The 16,189-nt window shown below is 63.6% G+C and carries 16 protein-coding genes; 4 read left to right on the plus strand and 12 right to left on the minus strand.

Features of this window, described 5'->3' with window-relative positions:
- Positions 1-6 precede the first annotated feature (6 nt).
- The 7 genes from ACPFMA_RS09710 to ACPFMA_RS09740 form a co-directional block, all read right to left on the minus strand.
- Entirely contained in the window at positions 7-363 is a 357-nt protein-coding gene (locus ACPFMA_RS09710; protein WP_009394675.1) for a Na+/H+ antiporter subunit G, read from the minus strand.
- Positions 360-638 (minus strand): K+/H+ antiporter subunit F, encoded by a 279-nt coding sequence (locus ACPFMA_RS09715; protein ID WP_009394676.1) that lies wholly within the window; start codon positions 636-638, stop codon positions 360-362. The genes ACPFMA_RS09710 and ACPFMA_RS09715 overlap by 4 nt, the downstream gene beginning before the upstream one ends.
- Positions 635-1,123: a Na+/H+ antiporter subunit E gene (locus tag ACPFMA_RS09720; RefSeq protein ID WP_009394678.1), complete on the minus strand. Its 489-nt coding sequence runs from the start codon at positions 1,121-1,123 to the stop codon at positions 635-637. Before ACPFMA_RS09720 ends, ACPFMA_RS09715 begins: the two co-directional genes overlap by 4 nt.
- A complete protein-coding gene (locus ACPFMA_RS09725) occupies positions 1,120-2,805 on the minus strand; it encodes a monovalent cation/H+ antiporter subunit D (protein ID WP_420058970.1) in 1,686 nt (561 codons plus the stop codon). The genes ACPFMA_RS09720 and ACPFMA_RS09725 overlap by 4 nt, the downstream gene beginning before the upstream one ends.
- Positions 2,802-3,146: a Na+/H+ antiporter subunit C gene (locus ACPFMA_RS09730; protein WP_009394682.1), complete on the minus strand. Its 345-nt coding sequence runs from the start codon at positions 3,144-3,146 to the stop codon at positions 2,802-2,804. The genes ACPFMA_RS09725 and ACPFMA_RS09730 overlap by 4 nt, the downstream gene beginning before the upstream one ends.
- Positions 3,146-6,058, minus strand: a complete 2,913-nt coding sequence (locus ACPFMA_RS09735; protein ID WP_425930072.1) for a monovalent cation/H+ antiporter subunit A — start codon at positions 6,056-6,058, stop codon at positions 3,146-3,148. Before ACPFMA_RS09735 ends, ACPFMA_RS09730 begins: the two co-directional genes overlap by 1 nt.
- 146 nt (positions 6,059-6,204) lie before the next feature.
- Positions 6,205-7,149, minus strand: a complete 945-nt coding sequence (locus tag ACPFMA_RS09740) for a DMT family transporter (protein ID WP_420058972.1) — start codon at positions 7,147-7,149, stop codon at positions 6,205-6,207.
- A 115-nt stretch (positions 7,150-7,264) separates the two neighbouring features.
- On the opposite strand from ACPFMA_RS09740, the gene ACPFMA_RS09745 reads away from it, so the two are divergent.
- Positions 7,265-7,825: a helix-turn-helix domain-containing protein gene (locus ACPFMA_RS09745; RefSeq protein ID WP_425930073.1), complete on the plus strand. Its 561-nt coding sequence runs from the start codon at positions 7,265-7,267 to the stop codon at positions 7,823-7,825.
- Position 7,826: 1 nt separating this feature from the next.
- Here ACPFMA_RS09745 and ACPFMA_RS09750 read toward each other — a convergent pair whose 3' ends face one another.
- Complete coding sequence (locus ACPFMA_RS09750) at positions 7,827-8,375, minus strand: cysteine hydrolase family protein (RefSeq protein ID WP_064303831.1); 549 nt, start codon at positions 8,373-8,375, stop codon at positions 7,827-7,829.
- Between the two features lie 107 nt (positions 8,376-8,482).
- On the opposite strand from ACPFMA_RS09750, the gene ACPFMA_RS09755 reads away from it, so the two are divergent.
- On the plus strand, positions 8,483-9,481 hold the full coding sequence (locus ACPFMA_RS09755; protein WP_425930074.1) for a GlxA family transcriptional regulator: 999 nt from the start codon (positions 8,483-8,485) through the stop codon (positions 9,479-9,481).
- Here ACPFMA_RS09755 and ACPFMA_RS09760 read toward each other — a convergent pair.
- Together ACPFMA_RS09760 and ACPFMA_RS09765 are read right to left on the minus strand one after the other, a co-directional pair.
- Entirely contained in the window at positions 9,460-10,230 is a 771-nt protein-coding gene (locus ACPFMA_RS09760) for an alpha/beta hydrolase family protein (protein ID WP_009394690.1), read from the minus strand. The two genes, ACPFMA_RS09755 and ACPFMA_RS09760, sit on opposite strands and share 22 nt — an antisense overlap.
- Positions 10,217-11,320, minus strand: coding sequence for a DUF3182 family protein (locus ACPFMA_RS09765; protein ID WP_425930075.1), 1,104 nt, complete (start codon positions 11,318-11,320; stop codon positions 10,217-10,219). Before ACPFMA_RS09765 ends, ACPFMA_RS09760 begins: the two co-directional genes overlap by 14 nt.
- 204 nt (positions 11,321-11,524) lie before the next feature.
- On the opposite strand from ACPFMA_RS09765, the gene ACPFMA_RS09770 reads away from it, so the two are divergent.
- Together ACPFMA_RS09770 and ACPFMA_RS09775 are read left to right on the plus strand one after the other, a co-directional pair.
- Positions 11,525-12,685, plus strand: coding sequence for an aminotransferase class V-fold PLP-dependent enzyme (locus ACPFMA_RS09770; RefSeq protein ID WP_425930076.1), 1,161 nt, complete (start codon positions 11,525-11,527; stop codon positions 12,683-12,685).
- A 57-nt stretch (positions 12,686-12,742) separates the two neighbouring features.
- Complete coding sequence (locus ACPFMA_RS09775) at positions 12,743-14,554, plus strand: aminopeptidase P family protein (RefSeq protein ID WP_425930077.1); 1,812 nt, start codon at positions 12,743-12,745, stop codon at positions 14,552-14,554.
- 43 nt (positions 14,555-14,597) lie between these two features.
- On the opposite strand, the gene ACPFMA_RS09780 is transcribed toward ACPFMA_RS09775, so the two are convergent.
- Both ACPFMA_RS09780 and rhtA read right to left on the minus strand, forming a co-directional pair.
- Entirely contained in the window at positions 14,598-14,879 is a 282-nt protein-coding gene (locus tag ACPFMA_RS09780) for a hypothetical protein (RefSeq protein WP_064303826.1), read from the minus strand.
- A 175-nt stretch (positions 14,880-15,054) separates the two neighbouring features.
- Positions 15,055-15,942, minus strand: a complete 888-nt coding sequence (gene rhtA, locus ACPFMA_RS09785) for a threonine/homoserine exporter RhtA (protein WP_425930078.1) — start codon at positions 15,940-15,942, stop codon at positions 15,055-15,057.
- Between the last annotated feature and the right edge of the window lie 247 nt (positions 15,943-16,189).

Consider the following 16,189-nt stretch of genomic DNA (forward strand, 5'->3'; position numbering starts at 1 on the left):
CGGGCGTCACTCCTGCTCGCGACTGCTGACCTCGCCGGGCACGTCCTCGCCGGCCATGCGCTTGCGAAACAGCGCGGTGCGGGCCAGCAGGAGCGTGGTCACCGGCACGGTGATCGACAGCAGGATCGGAATCAGCCAGGCATGCAGCACCGGCGTCTCCTTCAGCGCGGAAAAATACAGGATCGAGGCCAGCGCCACGCACCAGGCACCGAGGGTCGAAGCCAGGGCAGGCGGGTGCATGCGCTGGAAGAAATCCTTCAGGCGCAGGATGCCGATGGCCCCGGTCAGGGCGAACAGGCTGCTGGTCAGGATCAGCGCGGCTACCACGATTTCCAGCCAGAACGGCAATACCGGAGCGGTCATTCGATCACCTCGCCGCGCAGAAGGAACTTGGCCAGGGCGAACGAGCCGACGAAGCCGAACAGGGCGATCAGCAGCGCACCCTCGAAATAGGTATCGCTGGCGTAGCGGATACCCAGCACCAGCATCATCAGCATCCCCAGCATGTACAGATAGTCCAGGGCCAGCACCCGGTCCTGGGCCGACGGGCCGCGGAACACCCGGACCAGGGTCACGGCCATGGCGATGGTGAAGATGAACAGGCTGGCGATGATGGCATTGGCAAGCAGGCCGGTCATTCGAAGATCTCCATCAACGGGCGTTCATAGGTGTGCTTGAAGTGCTCGATGAAGCGGGCCTCGTCGTCCAGGTCGAACACATGCAGCAGCAGTACGCTGCGATCCAGGGCCAGTTCGGACCACACCGTACCGGGGATCACCGTGGTGATCATCGACAGTGCTGCCAGGCCATGGGCATCGCGCAGGTCCAGGGGAATATGCACGAAGCGCGAGCGCGGTGGCTTGCGACCCATGCGCCAGACGCTGCGGAACACGTCCAGGTTGGATACCAGCACATCCAGGCCCACCCGCAGTACCAGGCGGATCACCGCCCCCGGATTGCGGATATGCGCGCTCAACGGGCGCAAGGGCCGCATCAGCAGCGGTGCGAGGATGCCCAGGAGCAGGCCGAGGATGATGTTGCCCGGGCTGATCGAAAGGTTCAGCACCAGCCACAGGACGAACAGGGCCAGGGACAGAAGCGGGGCGGGGAGCAATCGTTTCATGGTTGAACCTGCCCGAGGCTTTCAAGGGTGGTGGGGCCCGGAATCGGCCGCGTACCGAGCACCGCTTCCACGTATACGCCCGGATCCTTGAGGCTGGCGGCGGTATCCTGGGCATAGCGCATCAAGGGTTCGGCCCACAGGCTGAGCACCACGCAAAGGCTGAGCAGGGCGACGATCGGCATGCATTCGTACAGGCGCAGCAACGGCGAGGGGCGCTCCTCCGGCTTCCAGAAGCGCTGCACGCCCAGGCGCACCAAGGCGATGAGCGAGGCCATGCCGGAAAGGATCAGCAAGGCCAGCAGCGCCCAGCCGCTGGCCGGCAGCGGTGCTTCGGCCGGCACGCCCATGCCCGAGGGGTTGAACAGGGCGGTGATCAGGCTGAACTTGCCGACGAAGCCGGACAGCGGCGGCATGCCGATGATCAGCAGCGCACAGGCGATAAAGCTGAAACCGAGGAAGGCCATGGTCCAGGGGATCACCTGGCCGACCACGGCCTTCTGCTCGTCATCGAGGTTGGTGCCCTTGGGTGGCTGCAGCGACTCCAGCGGCGACGGCATGGCATCGGCATCGTCGTCCAGCGGCAGCTCGTTGGCCGAACGCGAGCGTTCGATCAGCTCGGCCAGGAGGAACAGCGCGCACAGGGCCAGGGTCGAGCTGACCAGGTAGAACAGCGCCGCCGAGATCAGCGCGGTCTGGCCAAAACCGATCGCCGCCAGCAGGGTGCCGGCCGAGACCAGGATGCTCAGGCTGGCCATGCGCTCCAGGCGCTGCGCAGCAAGGATCGACACGGCCGCGCAGGCCAGGGTGGCGAGGCCGCCGTAGACCAGCCACTGTCCGCCGAAGAAGGCCGAGGCGCCGGCTTGCTCGGAGAACAACAGGGTCCACAGGCGCAGGACGGTGTAGAAGCCGACCTTGGTCATGATGGCGAACAACGCCGCCACCGGCGCGCTGGCCGAGGAGTAGGCCGGTACCAGCCAGAAATTCAGCGGCCAGATGCCGGCCTTGGCGAGGAAGGCGATGGCCAGGATCGCCGCGCCGGCATGCAGCAGGCCGCGATCGGCCTCCGGCACCTGGGGAATCTTCATCGCCAGGTCGGCCATGTTCAGGGTGCCGGTGACCCCGTAAAGCATGGCGGCGCCGATCAGGAACAGCGACGAGGCGAACAGGTTGATGGCGATGTAATGCAGGCCGGCCTTGACCCGCGAGCGCCCCGAACCGTGCAGCAGCAGGCCGTAGGACGCCGCCAGCAGCACCTCGAAGAACACGAACAGGTTGAACAGGTCGCCGGTGAGGAAGGCGCCGTACAGGCCCATGAGCTGGATCTGGAACAGTGCGTGGAAGCTGGCGCCGGCGCGGTCCCAGCGGGCCAGGGCGAAGAGCAGGGCACTGGTGCCGACGACGCCGGTGAGCACCAGCATCAGCGCGGCCAGGCGATCCAGCACCAGGACGATGCCGAACGGCGCCGCCCAGTTGCCCGGCAAGTAGACACCGATGGAGGTGGCCTGGCCCTGGTCCCTGACCCACAGCAGCAAGGCAATGGCGATGCCCAGCCCGGTCAGGGTCGATAACAGGTTGATCCGCGCCTTCAGTGGCCGGCGTTTTTCCCCGAGCAACAGCAGCAGGGCTGCGGTCAGCAGCGGCAGGAGAATGGGCGCGACTATCAGTTGTTGCATCCCGCTCATTCCTTGGGCTCCCGTCCGTCGACATGGTCGGTACCGGTGAAACCGCGGGACGCCAGCAGTACCACGAGGAACAGCGCGGTCATGGCGAAACTGATGACGATCGCGGTCAGTACCAGGGCCTGGGGCAGCGGGTCGGTGTAGTTGAGCAGGTCCTGGGGCACGCCGTCCTTGATGATCGGCTCCTTGCCGATGAACAGGCTGCCCATGCTGAAGATGAACAGGTTGACCCCGTAGGACAGCAGGCACAGCCCCATGATCACCTGGTAGGTCCGTGGCCGCAGGATCAGCCAGACCCCGGAGGCGGCGAGAACGCCGATGGCGATCGCGATGACTTCTTCCATCAGGCGGCTCCCTCTGCTGTGGTGGATTTCGGTAGCGGCCGGTGCGCACGCACCGACTGGTGGGCGAGGGCGGTGAGGATCAGCAGGGTCGAGCCGACCACCACGGTGAACACCCCGACATCGAAGAACAGCGCACTGGCGATGTGCAGGTCACCCAGCAGCGGCAGGTGCAGATGTGCGGTATGGGTAGTGAGGAACGGGTAGCCGAACAGCAGCGCACCGACACCGGTCAGGACTGCGCAGAGCAGCCCGGTGCCCATCCAGCGCAAGGGCCGCAGGCTCATCTGCGCCTCGACCCATTGGGTGCCGGCAACCATGTACTGGAGGATGAACGCCACCGACATCACCAGGCCGGCAACGAAACCGCCGCCCGGCTGGTTGTGGCCGCGCATGAACAGGTACATCGACACCAGCATGGCCATCGGCAGCACCAGGCGGGCGAGTACCGCCGGGACCATCATGAAGCCCAGGGCGGTGTCCTCGGCATGTCGCGGGTTGACCAGGTCGGTGACCATGTCGGGTGCCAGCGAGCGCTGCTGCGCCGGCAACTGGATGCTCTCGCGCGGCGGACGGAAACGTCGCAGCAGGGCGAAGACCGCCAGGGCCACGGCCACCAGCACGGTGATCTCGCCAAGGGTATCGAAGCCCCGGAAGTCCACCAGCATGACGTTGACCACGTTGGTCCCGCCGCCTTCCGGCAGGGCGCGGCTGAGGTAGAAGGAGGAGATGAAGTTGGGTGTCGGACGGGTCAGCATGGCGTACGACAGCACCGCCATGCCGCCGCCCACCAGCACCGCCAGGACCAGGTCGCGCAGACGCCGCAGGCGCGCCCGCTCCTGGGAGCCGGCAAGTGGCGACACGCCCTCGATCCGCCGTGGCAGCCAGCGCAGGCCGAGGAGGATCAGCACGGTGGTGACCACTTCGACTACCAACTGGGTCAGCGCCAGGTCCGGGGCGGAGAACCAGACGAAGGTAATGCAGGTCATCAGGCCGCAGACCCCGACCATGATCAGCGCAGCGAGACGGTGGTACTTGGCCTGCCAGGCGGCACCGATGGCGCAGGCAATGGCGATCAGCCAGAGCATGACGAACACCCCGGAGCCCGGGATCTTCGGCCGGTTGCCCCAGCTCAGGCCGTGGGCCAGCAGCGGCAGCATGCCCGCCACCAGGGCGGCGAGGACCAGCATGAACAGCTGCTTCTGCAGGCGCCGGGTGGTGAAGATCCGCTCGATGCCGCGGGCGGTACGCATCAGCAGGACCTGGCCGCGTTCGAACAGGCGCTTGCCATTGAAACGCTCGATCAGCGGCGGATAAGTGAAGCGGCCCTGCCGGAGCTGGCTGCGCAGGGCCAGATAGAGCAGCACCCCGCCGCACATGGCGATAAGGCTCATGATCAGGGGGGCGTTCCAGCCGTGCCAGACCGCCAGGCTGTACTCCGGCAGCTCGCCGCCGACAACCGGCAGGGCGGCGGCGGCCAGCAGCGGACCGACCGACTGCGCCGGGAAGACGCCGACCACCAGGCAGGTCAGTACCAGCAACTCGACCGGCGCGCGCATCCAGCGCGGTGGTTCGTGCGGGGTATGCGGCAGGTCGGTGGCGGTGGGGCCGAAGAACACGTCGACGGTGAAGCGCAGCGCGTAGGCGACGCTGAAGGTTCCGGCCAGCGTGGCGATCACCGGCAGGGTGGTCTCGACCCAGGCGGTGGAGGAGATGAACACGGTCTCGGCGAAGAACATCTCCTTGGACAGGAATCCGTTCATCAAGGGCACGCCGGCCATCGAGGCGCTGGCGACCATGGCCAGGGTCGCGGTGAACGGAATCAGGCGGAACAGGCCACTCAACTTGCGGATATCACGGGTACCGCTTTCATGGTCGATGATGCCCGCCGCCATGAACAGCGAAGCCTTGAAGGTGGCATGGTTGAGAATGTGGAACACCGCGGCCACCGCCGCCAGCGGACTGTTCAGGCCCAGCAGCAAGGTGATCAGGCCGAGGTGGCTGATGGTCGAGTAGGCCAGCAGGCCCTTGAGGTCGTTCTGGAACATCGCCGCGTAGGCGCCGAGCAGCAAGGTGCAGGCCCCGGCGCCGCCAACGATCCAGAACCACTCGTCGGTGCCGGACAGCACCGGCCACAGCCGCGCCAGAAGGAAGACCCCGGCCTTGACCATGGTTGCAGAGTGCAGGTAGGCGGACACCGGCGTGGGCGCTGCCATCGCGTGGGGCAGCCAGAAATGGAAGGGGAATTGCGCGCTCTTGCTCAGGGCACCGAGCAGGATCAGCGGCAGCAGCACCGGGTACAGGGCGTGGCCACGGATGACATCGCCGGCAGCCAGGACCTTGTCCAGGTCGTAGCTGCCGACCACATGGCCGAGCAGGATCACCCCGGCCAGCAGGCACAGGCCGCCGGCCCCGGTCACCATCAAGGCCATGTAGGCGCCGCGGCGGGCGTCGGCGCGATGATGCCAGTAGCCGATCAGCAGGAAGGAGAACAGGCTGGTCAGTTCCCAGAAGAACACGATCTGGATCAGGTTGCCGGAAATCACCAGGCCGAGCATCGCGCCCATGAAGGCCAGGAAGAAGGCGAAGAAGCGTGGCACAGGGTCCTGGGGCGACATGTAGTAGCGCGCATACAGCGACACCAGGGTGCCGATGCCCATCACCAGCAGCGAGAACAGCCAGGCGAAGCCGTCCATGCGCAGAACGATGTTGAGTCCCATGCTCGGCAGCCAGAGGATCTCCTCGCGGATCACCCCGCCATCGGCGATCTGCGGATACAGCATGGCCACCTGCACCGTGCCGATCAGGGCGACGATGCCGGCCAGCAGCGACTCCGAGTTGCGTGCGTTGTGCGGCAGCACACCGGCCACACAGCTCCCCACGAATGGCAGAAGCAGTAGAACTATCAAGGACATAGATATCTAATCTGCGGAAATTTGCAGGGAATCATACGTGCCGCTCCGGTGATCACCAACCGGCAAGCTGTCGCAGAATCCTACAAGAATTGTAAGAAAAAGCTTTTTTCTTATAACAGTTTCCGCAAGACGAGCGCGCTGTTTCCTTAAATACCGGTATCAGCTTCCTTCCCGTCGGCGGCACTTGTCGCCGGTTTATCTTCCTTGCGTCCGGGCCTGAGTTCGCTCACGATCACCGCGATTACGATCAGCAAACCGCCCAGCAGTGCGAGGCCGGGCAAACGATCACCGGCGATACGTCCGACAATCCCGGCCCAGACCGGTTCCCCCGCGTAGATCAGCGTAGCGCGGGTCGGCGAAACCGACTTCTGCGCCCAGTTCATCGCGACCTGGATAATCGCGCTCATGGCGCCCAGGCCGATGGCGGCGCCGAGCAACAGCCAGGAGAAGTCCGGCAGGCGCTCCTGGGTCGGCACCACCAGCATGAACGACAGGGCGGAGGCGGTAGCCAGCTGCACCACGGTGACACGGCGCACATCTACGCTGCCAGCGTAGTGGCCGATAAGGATGATTTCCGCAGCGATGGCCACGGCGCTGACCAGAGTGGCGACCTCCCCGGGGCTGAAATGCACCGCGCCGCCGCTTGGCCCGGCCAGCAGCATCAACCCGGTAAAAGCCAGGGCGATGCCGATGCTTGGCATCAGGCCGGGGCGGCGGCCCAGCACCAGCCATTGCAGGATCGGTACGAAGGGCACGTAGAGTGCGGTGATGAAGGCCGACTGGCTGCTGCTGATGGTTTGCAGGCCCACGGTTTGCAGGCCGTAGCCGAGCATGATCGCGACACCGATGAGCACCCCTGCCTTTAGCTCGCGCAGGGTAAGGCCCGGCAGCGAGCGGAAGCAGAACAGTCCGACGAAGAAAGCGGCAGCAGCAAAACGCAGGCCGACGAAAAACATCGGGCCACTGACCGTCATCACCTTGTGCACGATCAGGAAAGTGCCACCCCAGAGCATGGTGATGAACACCAGCACCAGTTCCGCCTTGCTCAGGCGAAAGGTCGGGGAGGGACGCACGGAGGTATTGGTAGTCATGGCTTGCACGCGAGAAATGAAGGCGCCGCACAGTGCGTGCGGCAAAAGTGGGCAGTATACTGCGCAAATTCTCTTCGGTGAGTACTTTCGGTGAATACTTTCTGTGAATAGTTCAGTGGATAAAGATTCCAACCGCGCCTCGGTTCTCCAGCACGTCAGCCAGAACGTGCGGCGCCTGCGGCATGTCCGCGGCTTGAGCCAGAGTGCCCTGGCCGAGAACTCCGGCGTCAGCCGACGCATGCTGGTGGCTATCGAGGCCGGGGAAAAGAACGTCAGCCTGTCGACCCTCGACCTGATCGCCGAAGCCCTGGGCGTGGCGTTCGCCGACCTGATCAAGGCCGCGGACAACCGCGACTCCAGCCGCATCAACGAGCTGGCCTGGGCCGGCGAGCATGCCGGCAGCAAGGCGGTGCTGCTGGCCAGCACTCCGGCCCGGCGCGAAGTCGAGCTGTGGGAGTGGCGCCTGGAGCCCGGCGAGTTCTACAAGACCAATGCCGACCCGGAAGGCTTCAGCGAGCAGATCTTCGTGTTCGAGGGCTGCCTGACCCTTTTGATCGACGACGAGGCGCGGGCGCTGGCTGCCGGCGAGTTTTTCACCTATGCCAGCAACCGCACCCACGGCTATCGCAATGATGGCGCGGTGGCCACGCGCTTCGTGCGCAACGTGGTGATCTGACTCAGGCCTCGAGCCATTGCGCGGTGGAAATGACCCGGGCGTAGGCGAAAGCCAGCGAAGCCATGTAGGCCGCATGGGCCTGGGCCGCAGGGACGGTCACGCCATTGAACTCCAGGTCACGGGTGGCGCAGGCATCGTGCAGGACCGTGACCGTGTAGCCGAGGTCGGCGGCGGCACGCGTGGCAGCGTCGATGCACATATGGCTCATGCTGCCGACCACGGTCAGTTCGCTGATGCGGTGTTCTTCCAGCAGGCCGGGCAGCGGGGTGTCGAGAAAAGCGTTGACCTTGTGCTTGAGCACTACCGGCTCATTGTCCCGGGGCGTCAGTTTCGCGTGGATCTTCGCGCCTTGCGAACCGGGAGCGAAGAAGGGCGCATCGGCGGATTCGAATTCATGCTTCACATGAATCACCAGGTCGCCCTGCGCCCGTGCCCTTTCCAGGGCTTTCGCCGCATTGTCGGCCGCAAGGTCGGCGTTGGCCAGGGGCCATTTGCCACCCGGGAAGTAATCGTTCTGGATATCGATGATGACCAGGGCTTTGCTGCTCATGTGGTTTCCTCGTTGATGGCAGTGGTGGGGCCGTGGCTGATAGTTATAGGCTTGCCCGGCGCCGTTGCGGATTGGCGCGACCGACAATTTCACGGGAAAAACTGACAATGAGCCGGGACGGCGAAATCATCGAGATCGGCATCCTGGTCTATCCCGGGGCGCAGTTGGCGGCTGTGCACGGGCTGACCGATCTGTTCAGCGTGGCCAATCGTCTGGCGGCCGACCTGGGCCTTGCACAGCGTGCGCCGCTGCGGGTCTGCCACTGGCAGGAGGATGCAGAAGGCGCACTGGTGGTGAGCCATGACAGCCACCTGCTGCCCGGCCATCAGCTGCGGGTGATGATCGTGCCTCCCAGCCTGACCCAGGAACCGACCGCTGAACTGCTCGAGCGCTACCGCGAGCAGTTGCGCAACTGGCACGGCGATGGCGCCCTGCTGGCGTCGATCTGCGTCGGGGTATTCTTCATTGCCGCCAGCGGTGTGCTGGACGGACGTTCAGCCACTACGCACTGGAACTTTGCCCAATCCCTGGCCGAGCGCTTCCCGCGGATAAAGGTCGAGGCCAACCTGCCGCTGCTGGAAGACGGTGACGTGATCACCAGCGCCGGGTTGATGGCCTGGACCGAGGTTGGCTTGAAACTGGTGGAGCGCTACCTCGGGCCAACCCTGGCCGCGGAAACCGCACGCTTTCTCGCGGTGGAACCGGTGCGGATCAAGCCAGCCGGGAGTACTTTCAGCCCGCGCCTGGATCATGGCGACGAAGCGGTGCTCAAGGTCCAGCACTGGTTGCAGAGCACCGGCGCACGGGAAGTCAGCGTGGCGGTCATGGCCGATTGCGCCGGGCTCGAAGAGCGTACGTTCCTGCGCCGCTTTCGCAGCGCCACCGGACTGAAACCCACCGAGTACTGCCAGCAGGTCAGGGTGGGCCGTGCCTGCCGGATGCTGGAATTCACCCGGCGCAGCATCGACCAGATCGCCTGGGGCGTGGGCTACCAGGACCCAGGCGCGTTTCGCAAGGTGTTCCATAAGGTCACGGGACTGGCGCCAAGTGATTACCGGCGGCGTGTGACGCAGGCCGGGCGATCTCAGGAATACCAGGGCGAGTGATGCGGATAACGGTCCAGCCGCGCCCCGATCACCATTTCGCTGATCCAGGCCGTCAACAACGCACTGTAGGCCTTCTGGCTCCGGTCACTGGAGAGCGCATGATCGGCACCGTCGACGATCCGGTGCGTCAGCGAATGAGCGCAGACGAACGCCGAGCGATAGCTCATCAAGGTGGTGTGTGGCACATAGTCATCGGTTTCCGACTCCACCAGCAGGACGTCCCCGGCGAATTCTGCGCAGGCAGCCAGGGCGCGGTTGTCGCCAGGGCCCAGGGTCATCAGCCGGTATTGCGACAGGCGTTGCCGATCGAGCGCCTGCTTCGGCAGGCTCCATTCATCGTCCCAGTACAGCGCCGGAACCCGTAGCGCCAGCCATTTCACCGGTCGCTGGCGGGTCAGCAGGGTGGCCAGGTAACCACCGTAGCTGCTGCCGATCACCGCGATCGAGCTGGTATCCACCGCCGGGTGGCTGACCAGCTTGTCGTAGGCTGCCAGAAGGTCCGCCAGGTTTTGCTCGCGGGTTACGCTGCGCCGCTGGCTTTCGGTCTTCTCATGGCCGCGCAGATCGAAGGTCATGCACACGCAGCCCAGCCCGGTGATGTGCTTGGCGCGCGCCAGGTCCCGCTGCTGGCTGCCACCCCAGCCGTGCACGAAGAGAATCCCGGGGACCTTGGGGCTCGGGCTGAGCAGGGTACCGGCGATGGTTTCGCCGTCGACGGGAATGTCCAGGCTTTCGCTATGGATGGTCATAGTCGCGGATCCTCGCGTATTTGCAGATTCGTCCGACTTCAAGGTCGTCCCCCTGATAGAAAAGCGTGGCGTCCCCGGGCAGCACGGCATCACCGAACACTTCATGGGTGGAGGCGCGTACGCGCTGTAGCGCCGGGTCATCGGCGAAGGCGCGCAGGGCCAGCAGTTCGGCGCTGCTGGCGCCGCCGATGCGCCAGGATTGTTCGAGTACACCACTGTGCACATGGCCCGCGGCGGTCAGGCCGCGCGCGACGTCGTAGTTGCGGCGGGAGGCAAGAAAGCCTGGAAAGCTGGCGATGGCGGCCTGCTCATAGGCCTGCGCCTGGGTGATCGCCAGGCGCAGGGGCTGGTCCAGTTCAAGTTGCAGCAGGCGCTCGTAATCGCCGCGTACCACAACCAGGTCCGATCCGCCGTAGACCGATTCGCCCTGATGATCAAGGGTGCAATGCTGGACGCCGTAATAGCTGCTAACGATCCCGGCGACTTGTACCTGGCCGACACTGAAGGTTTCGACATCCGTCAGGTTTTCTTCGAGCACCAGCCCCCAGAGGGCAAGTTCGTCGTTGTCCAGTTGGCTCAGTTCGGGTTCCAGCTCGGCTGCACTTGCAATCACTTTCTGCCCGCGGCCGGCCGTTGCGCGTACCGGTTTGAGTCGCAAGGGACCATCGCGCAGCAGCAGCGTGGCGGCGGCCCTGGCATCGGCGATGCTGAACACCGTGTAGCCCTTGAGCAGCGCCCTGCCTGCCTGACGGGCGAACTCGTCGGTCCAACCGTTGGGATACTGTGCGCCGGCGGGCAACGGATGGGAGATGGCCTTCGTCGCCATGTACGGATGGGCTACCAGGCCACCGAAGAAATCGTCGGTCGAGCGGATGCCCAGTTGTCCATAACGGCGAGGGTCGATCAGGGTCGCGGTGGGCAGGTAGTAGAGATCCTCTTCCTCGTCCGTGGGCGATGCAACCACTTCGGTATGCAGGAGGGCGGCCAGATGCTCGGCCAATTTACGGTGTACGGCACGTTCATGCTCTGGCGTGCGTTCCCGGGTATCGAGCAATAGCACGCCGTGCTTGCGGTCGGTCCGGCGGGGCATGGCGGATGCTCCAGTCAGCGTAGATATTTGTTCTGAAGGCCTGGATGGTCGAGAAGTTCACTGGGTAAAGAGGTATGAAATTATGGTTATATAAATATGAAAATTGATAATTATTGGTTCTATGTGGTTTGAGGCACTATCTCTGGACAGGATTCGGAAAGCACGACGCTTTCCGGGGCGACAACTGCAAGAGAGCCTTGAACCATGGAAAAACTGCCGCTGTATTTCGACTATGCCGCCACGACACCCGTCGACGAGCGAGTCATCGACGTGATGGTCAAGTGCCTGGGTGTGTCCGGTACGTTCGGCAATCCCGCTTCGAGTTCACATCGCTACGGTCAGCAGGCGCGCGAAGCCGTGGAGCTGGCGCGCTTGCAGGTAGCAACGCTGATCGGCGCACGTCCCGAGCAGCTTGTGTGGACCTCCGGCGCGACCGAGTCGAACAATCTCGCCATCAAGGGGTTGGCTCAAGGACGGCAGGGCGGTCACATCGTTACCAGTTGCATCGAGCACAAGGCGGTGCTGGATACCGCGCGGCAGTTGCAGGACGCGGGTTTCGAGGTCACTTACCTGAAGCCGGATGGCAAAGGGCTGATCACGCCACAGGCGGTAGCCGCTGCTCTGCGCCCTGATACGTTCCTGGTGTCCCTGATGCTGGTGAACAATGAGCTCGGTACGCTCAATGATGTCGAGCGCATCGGTGAGGTGGTACGAGAGCGGGGTGCATTGCTGCATGTCGATTGCGCCCAGGCGGCGGGCAAGGTCGGGATCGATCTGGCGCGGTGGCCGGTGGACCTGGCTTCGTTTTCCGCACACAAGGTCTATGGGCCCAAGGGCATCGGTGCGCTGTATGTCGGCGAGCGGGCTCGTACACTGCTGCAGGCGCAGATGCATGGTGGCGGTCACGAAGGCGGGCTGCGCTCCGGGACGCTGGCGACCCACCAGATCGCCGCGATGGGGGCGGCCTTTGCCCTGGCTGGTGAAGTGCAGCGAGAAGAGCTGGATCGCATCCGATGTTTGCGTGAGCGGCTTCTTACAAGGCTGCGGGATATTTCCGGCTTACTGGTAAACGGCAGCCTCGAACAGTCCATTCCCCACACCCTCAGCCTGACCTTTGGCGGCGACTCGCTGGATCTATCCGAACTGGCGAAAACCCTGGCATTTTCTTCCACGTCGGCCTGCAATTCCGGGAGTTCAGCACCCTCCCATGTGTTGCTGGCATTGGGGCATGATGCCTATCTGGCGGGACAGACCATACGCTTGAGCCTGGGGCGTTTCACCCGCGTGTCGGACGTTGATCAGGCTGTAGCGGCCATCCATGCAGCGCTGCATCCTGCGCCCTTCTGGGGTGTTGCCCGGGGCTGAGCCCTGCTCCATTATCAGCGGCCTGGAATACAGGCCGTAGTGATGAAAGGAGCGAGCATGAACAGTCAACCGACACCGCAGGATGCGGTCAGGGCGCGCGTGGCGCAGATGCGCCAGGTGATGCGCAACGAAGGGGTCGATGCACTGCTGGTGCCTTCTGCCGATCCCCATCTTTCCGAATACCTGCCGGGATACTGGCAGGGCCGCAAATGGCTGTCCGGATTTCAGGGGTCGGTCGGAACCTTGGTGCTGACCGCCGACTTTGCCGGGCTGTGGGCCGATAGCCGCTATTGGGAGCAGGCCACCCAGGAACTGGCCGGTACCGGGATCGAACTGGTCAAGCTGCAACCTGGCAGGCCGGGGCCGCTGGAATGGCTGGCGGACAACACCCCGGCCAACGGTGCGGTGGCCGCAGACGGTGCAGTCATGGCGTTGGCGTCTGCTCGGCAATTGCAAGAGCGCCTGCAGGCGCGCAAGGTTCGCTTGCTGCTGGACAAGGATCTGCTGGGACAGATCTGGCCGGACCGTCCGGCGTTGCCGGCCAGTCCGGTGTATGCACATTTGCCACCCTATGCCTCGCAGGGGCGTCGCGAGAAGCTGGCCGCCTTGCGCCAGACGCTGGCCGAGCGAGGCGCCGACTGGCATTTCCTCGCCACCCTCGACGATATCGCCTGGTTGTTCAATCTGCGCGGTAGCGATGTTTCCTACAACCCGGTATTCGTTTCCTTCGCCCTGATCGGCCAGGAGGCTGCGATTCTGTTCGTCGCCCAGAGCAAGGTGGATGCGTCGCTGCGCGACACGCTTGCCGCCGATGGGGTCGAATTGCGTGATTACAGCGAGGTTGCCGCCGGTCTTGCCGGGATCGCGGCGGACAGCCGGGTGTTGCTGGATCCGGCGAAGGTGACCAGTGGTCTTCTGGCCAATCTGTGTGAGGGCGTGCGGTTGGTCGAAGGTATCAACCCTACGACCCTGGCCAAGTCGCGCAAGAGCGATGCGGACCTCGCGCATATCCGCCGAACCATGGAGCATGACGGCGCTGCGCTGTGCGAGTTCTTCGCATGGCTCGAGACGGCCCAGGGACGCGAGGTGGTCACCGAAGTCGATATCGATGTGCAACTGACGGCGGCGCGTGCCCGGCGTCCGGATTTCGTCTGCCTGAGTTTTGCCACCATCGCGGCGTTCAACGCCAATGGCGCGATGCCGCATTACCATGCCACCCCGGAGGCTTTCGCACGGATCGAAGGCGATGGCCTGCTTCTGATCGACTCGGGCGGGCAGTATCTTGGCGGAACCACCGATATCACCCGCATGGTGCCGATCGGTACCCCGAGCCATGAGCAGAAACTGGACTGCACCCGTGTGCTCAAGGGCATGATCGCCCTATCGCGGGCCCGGTTTCCCCGAGGCATTCCCTCGCCGCTACTGGATGCGATCGCGCGCGCGCCGTTGTGGGCTGAACATATCGATTACGGGCACGGCACCGGGCACGGGGTCGGCTACTTCATGAATGTCCACGAAGGACCGCAGAGCATTGCCTATCAGGCCGCCGTAACGCCTCACACGGCGATGCAGGCCGGGATGATTACCTCGATCGAGCCCGGAACCTATCGTCCCGGGCAGTGGGGCGTGCGCATCGAGAACCTGGTGATAAACCGGGAGTCGGGCAAGAGCGCGTTTGGCGATTTCCTGGAATTCGAAACCTTGACGCTGTGTCCGATCGACACCCGTTGCCTGTTGATCGACCAGCTTGGCAGCGAGGATGCCGCGTGGCTCGACGCCTACCATGCCGAGGTTCGTCGACGTCTGGAACCGCTGCTCGACGGTGCTGCTCTGCAATGGTTGCACGAAAGAACCCGGGCTATCGGTTGAGTGAAGCAATAAAGGCAAAGGGCAACCTTCTGGTTGCCCTTTCTTATTTACAGATGACGATCATGCTGCGGCTGGTATAGCCGGCAGGGTTGATGCCGAATGGATAATCTCCCGGCTCTTCGTCGTTGTCCCCGGATCTGGCAATCACCTTGTAGCCTTTCGTGCCACAGGAGGTTTCCGCCTTGCTGTAGCACTTGTTCCAGGAAGAGGAAAGGCCGGAGCAGTTGATGTGCAGCCCTTTCTTGCCACGCTTGACCTGATCCTTCGCGGTTGCTGCGCAACCTGCGACTGCGAGGATAGCTAGTATGAGCAGAATTCGTTTCATTCCTGTCCTTAACGCTGCGCGGGTCTGTGCCCGTGTTCGTTCCAGTTGCACCTTCCTGATGCTCGTTCGTCCCTGCGTCGAGTGAAAAATTCAAAATATGACACAGGGCACAGTTAAACAGGCCCGATTGGCTCGCACAATCATTTGCGGCCATTCGAATGAAAGTATTTCTCAATCAGTCTGCCGCTACCGGTGGAGGAGCGTCCTTGCGCATCGACAGGGTTGCGCCCACCGATGCCGTAATGATCGCACCGATCGCCAGCCACTGGGACACGCTCAGTACTTCGCTGAGGAAAACCAGGCCGCACAGAGCGCCAATGGCGGGTTCGATGCTCATCAGGGTGCCGAACGTACGCGCCGGCAGGCGAGTCAGCGCGACCATTTCCAGGCTGTAGGGCAGGGCGGTGGAGAGAATCGCTACGCCGAGGGCGACAGGGATCAGCGCCGGATCGAGCAAGGCGCTGCCTGCCTTGACGATGCCGATAGGAGCCACGAACAGCGCGGCAATCACCACTCCGAGCGCTGCGGTCTGGATTCCGTTCTCGGCCCCGGCCTTTTGTCCGTAAAGAATGTACAGCGCCCAGCAGAGCCCTGCGCCCAATGCGAATCCGACACCGGTGAGGTCCAGGCTTGCCCCGGTTTCACCAACCGGGATTAATAGCAACAGACCGATGACCGCCAGGCCGATCCAGAGGAAGTCCACCGGGCGTCGCGAAGCATACAGCGCCACCGCCAGCGGCCCGGTGAACTCCAGGGCAACGGCAATGCCCAGCGGAACCGTCTGCAGCGACATATAAAAGAGGAAGTTCATCCCGCCCAGGGATGCTCCGTAGATGATCACGCTTTTCAGAGTGCTCGCGCTCAGCTTCGCCCGCCATGGTCGCAGCAACAGCAGCATGATCACGCTGGCGAACAGCAAGCGCAGGGTCGTGGTACCTTCCGGGCCGATCAGAGGAAACATGCTTTTGGCCAGCGATGCACCGGACTGGATCGAAGCCATGGCAATGAGCAGTACGCCGACGGGGAACAAGGTAGCGGCTAGGCTGCGGGTCTGGGTGTTCATCGAGGCAGGGCGTTCCTTAATAGTAAAAGGTACGAACATTCGTACCGGCTGCCTATGATGCTAAACACCCCTGGCGATGAGCAATATATTGCGCAGTTTTCTTTTTCGCTGTGCGTTTCAAATTAAAGCTTGACGCTGGATTCAATCTCTCTATAATTCGCCCCACTTCCGGCGCAGTCGAAAAGGAAAACTCCTTGAGATTCAACGAGTTAGAAGTTTCAGGTAGTATCGGAAGTACTTCGGTCTT

Origin of the sequence: Pseudomonas sp. NyZ201, assembly GCF_049860765.1 — a bacterium.
Classification (GTDB): domain Bacteria; phylum Pseudomonadota; class Gammaproteobacteria; order Pseudomonadales; family Pseudomonadaceae; genus Aquipseudomonas; species Aquipseudomonas bharatica.

Coding starts and splice junctions, on each gene's coding strand:
- ACPFMA_RS09710 (WP_009394675.1), bottom strand. CDS start 363: ATGACCGCTCCGGTATTGCCGTTCTGGCTGGAAATCGTGGTAGCCGCG.
- ACPFMA_RS09715 (WP_009394676.1), bottom strand. CDS start 638: ATGACCGGCCTGCTTGCCAATGCCATCATCGCCAGCCTGTTCATCTTC.
- ACPFMA_RS09720 (WP_009394678.1), bottom strand. CDS start 1,123: ATGAAACGATTGCTCCCCGCCCCGCTTCTGTCCCTGGCCCTGTTCGTC.
- ACPFMA_RS09725 (WP_420058970.1), bottom strand. CDS start 2,805: ATGAGCGGGATGCAACAACTGATAGTCGCGCCCATTCTCCTGCCGCTG.
- ACPFMA_RS09730 (WP_009394682.1), bottom strand. CDS start 3,146: ATGGAAGAAGTCATCGCGATCGCCATCGGCGTTCTCGCCGCCTCCGGG.
- ACPFMA_RS09735 (WP_425930072.1), bottom strand. CDS start 6,058: ATGTCCTTGATAGTTCTACTGCTTCTGCCATTCGTGGGGAGCTGTGTG.
- ACPFMA_RS09740 (WP_420058972.1), bottom strand. CDS start 7,149: ATGACTACCAATACCTCCGTGCGTCCCTCCCCGACCTTTCGCCTGAGC.
- ACPFMA_RS09750 (WP_064303831.1), bottom strand. CDS start 8,375: ATGAGCAGCAAAGCCCTGGTCATCATCGATATCCAGAACGATTACTTC.
- ACPFMA_RS09755 (WP_425930074.1), top strand. CDS start 8,483: ATGAGCCGGGACGGCGAAATCATCGAGATCGGCATCCTGGTCTATCCC.
- ACPFMA_RS09760 (WP_009394690.1), bottom strand. CDS start 10,230: ATGACCATCCATAGCGAAAGCCTGGACATTCCCGTCGACGGCGAAACC.
- ACPFMA_RS09765 (WP_425930075.1), bottom strand. CDS start 11,320: ATGCCCCGCCGGACCGACCGCAAGCACGGCGTGCTATTGCTCGATACC.
- ACPFMA_RS09770 (WP_425930076.1), top strand. CDS start 11,525: ATGGAAAAACTGCCGCTGTATTTCGACTATGCCGCCACGACACCCGTC.
- ACPFMA_RS09775 (WP_425930077.1), top strand. CDS start 12,743: ATGAACAGTCAACCGACACCGCAGGATGCGGTCAGGGCGCGCGTGGCG.
- ACPFMA_RS09780 (WP_064303826.1), bottom strand. CDS start 14,879: ATGAAACGAATTCTGCTCATACTAGCTATCCTCGCAGTCGCAGGTTGC.
- rhtA (WP_425930078.1), bottom strand. CDS start 15,942: ATGAACACCCAGACCCGCAGCCTAGCCGCTACCTTGTTCCCCGTCGGC.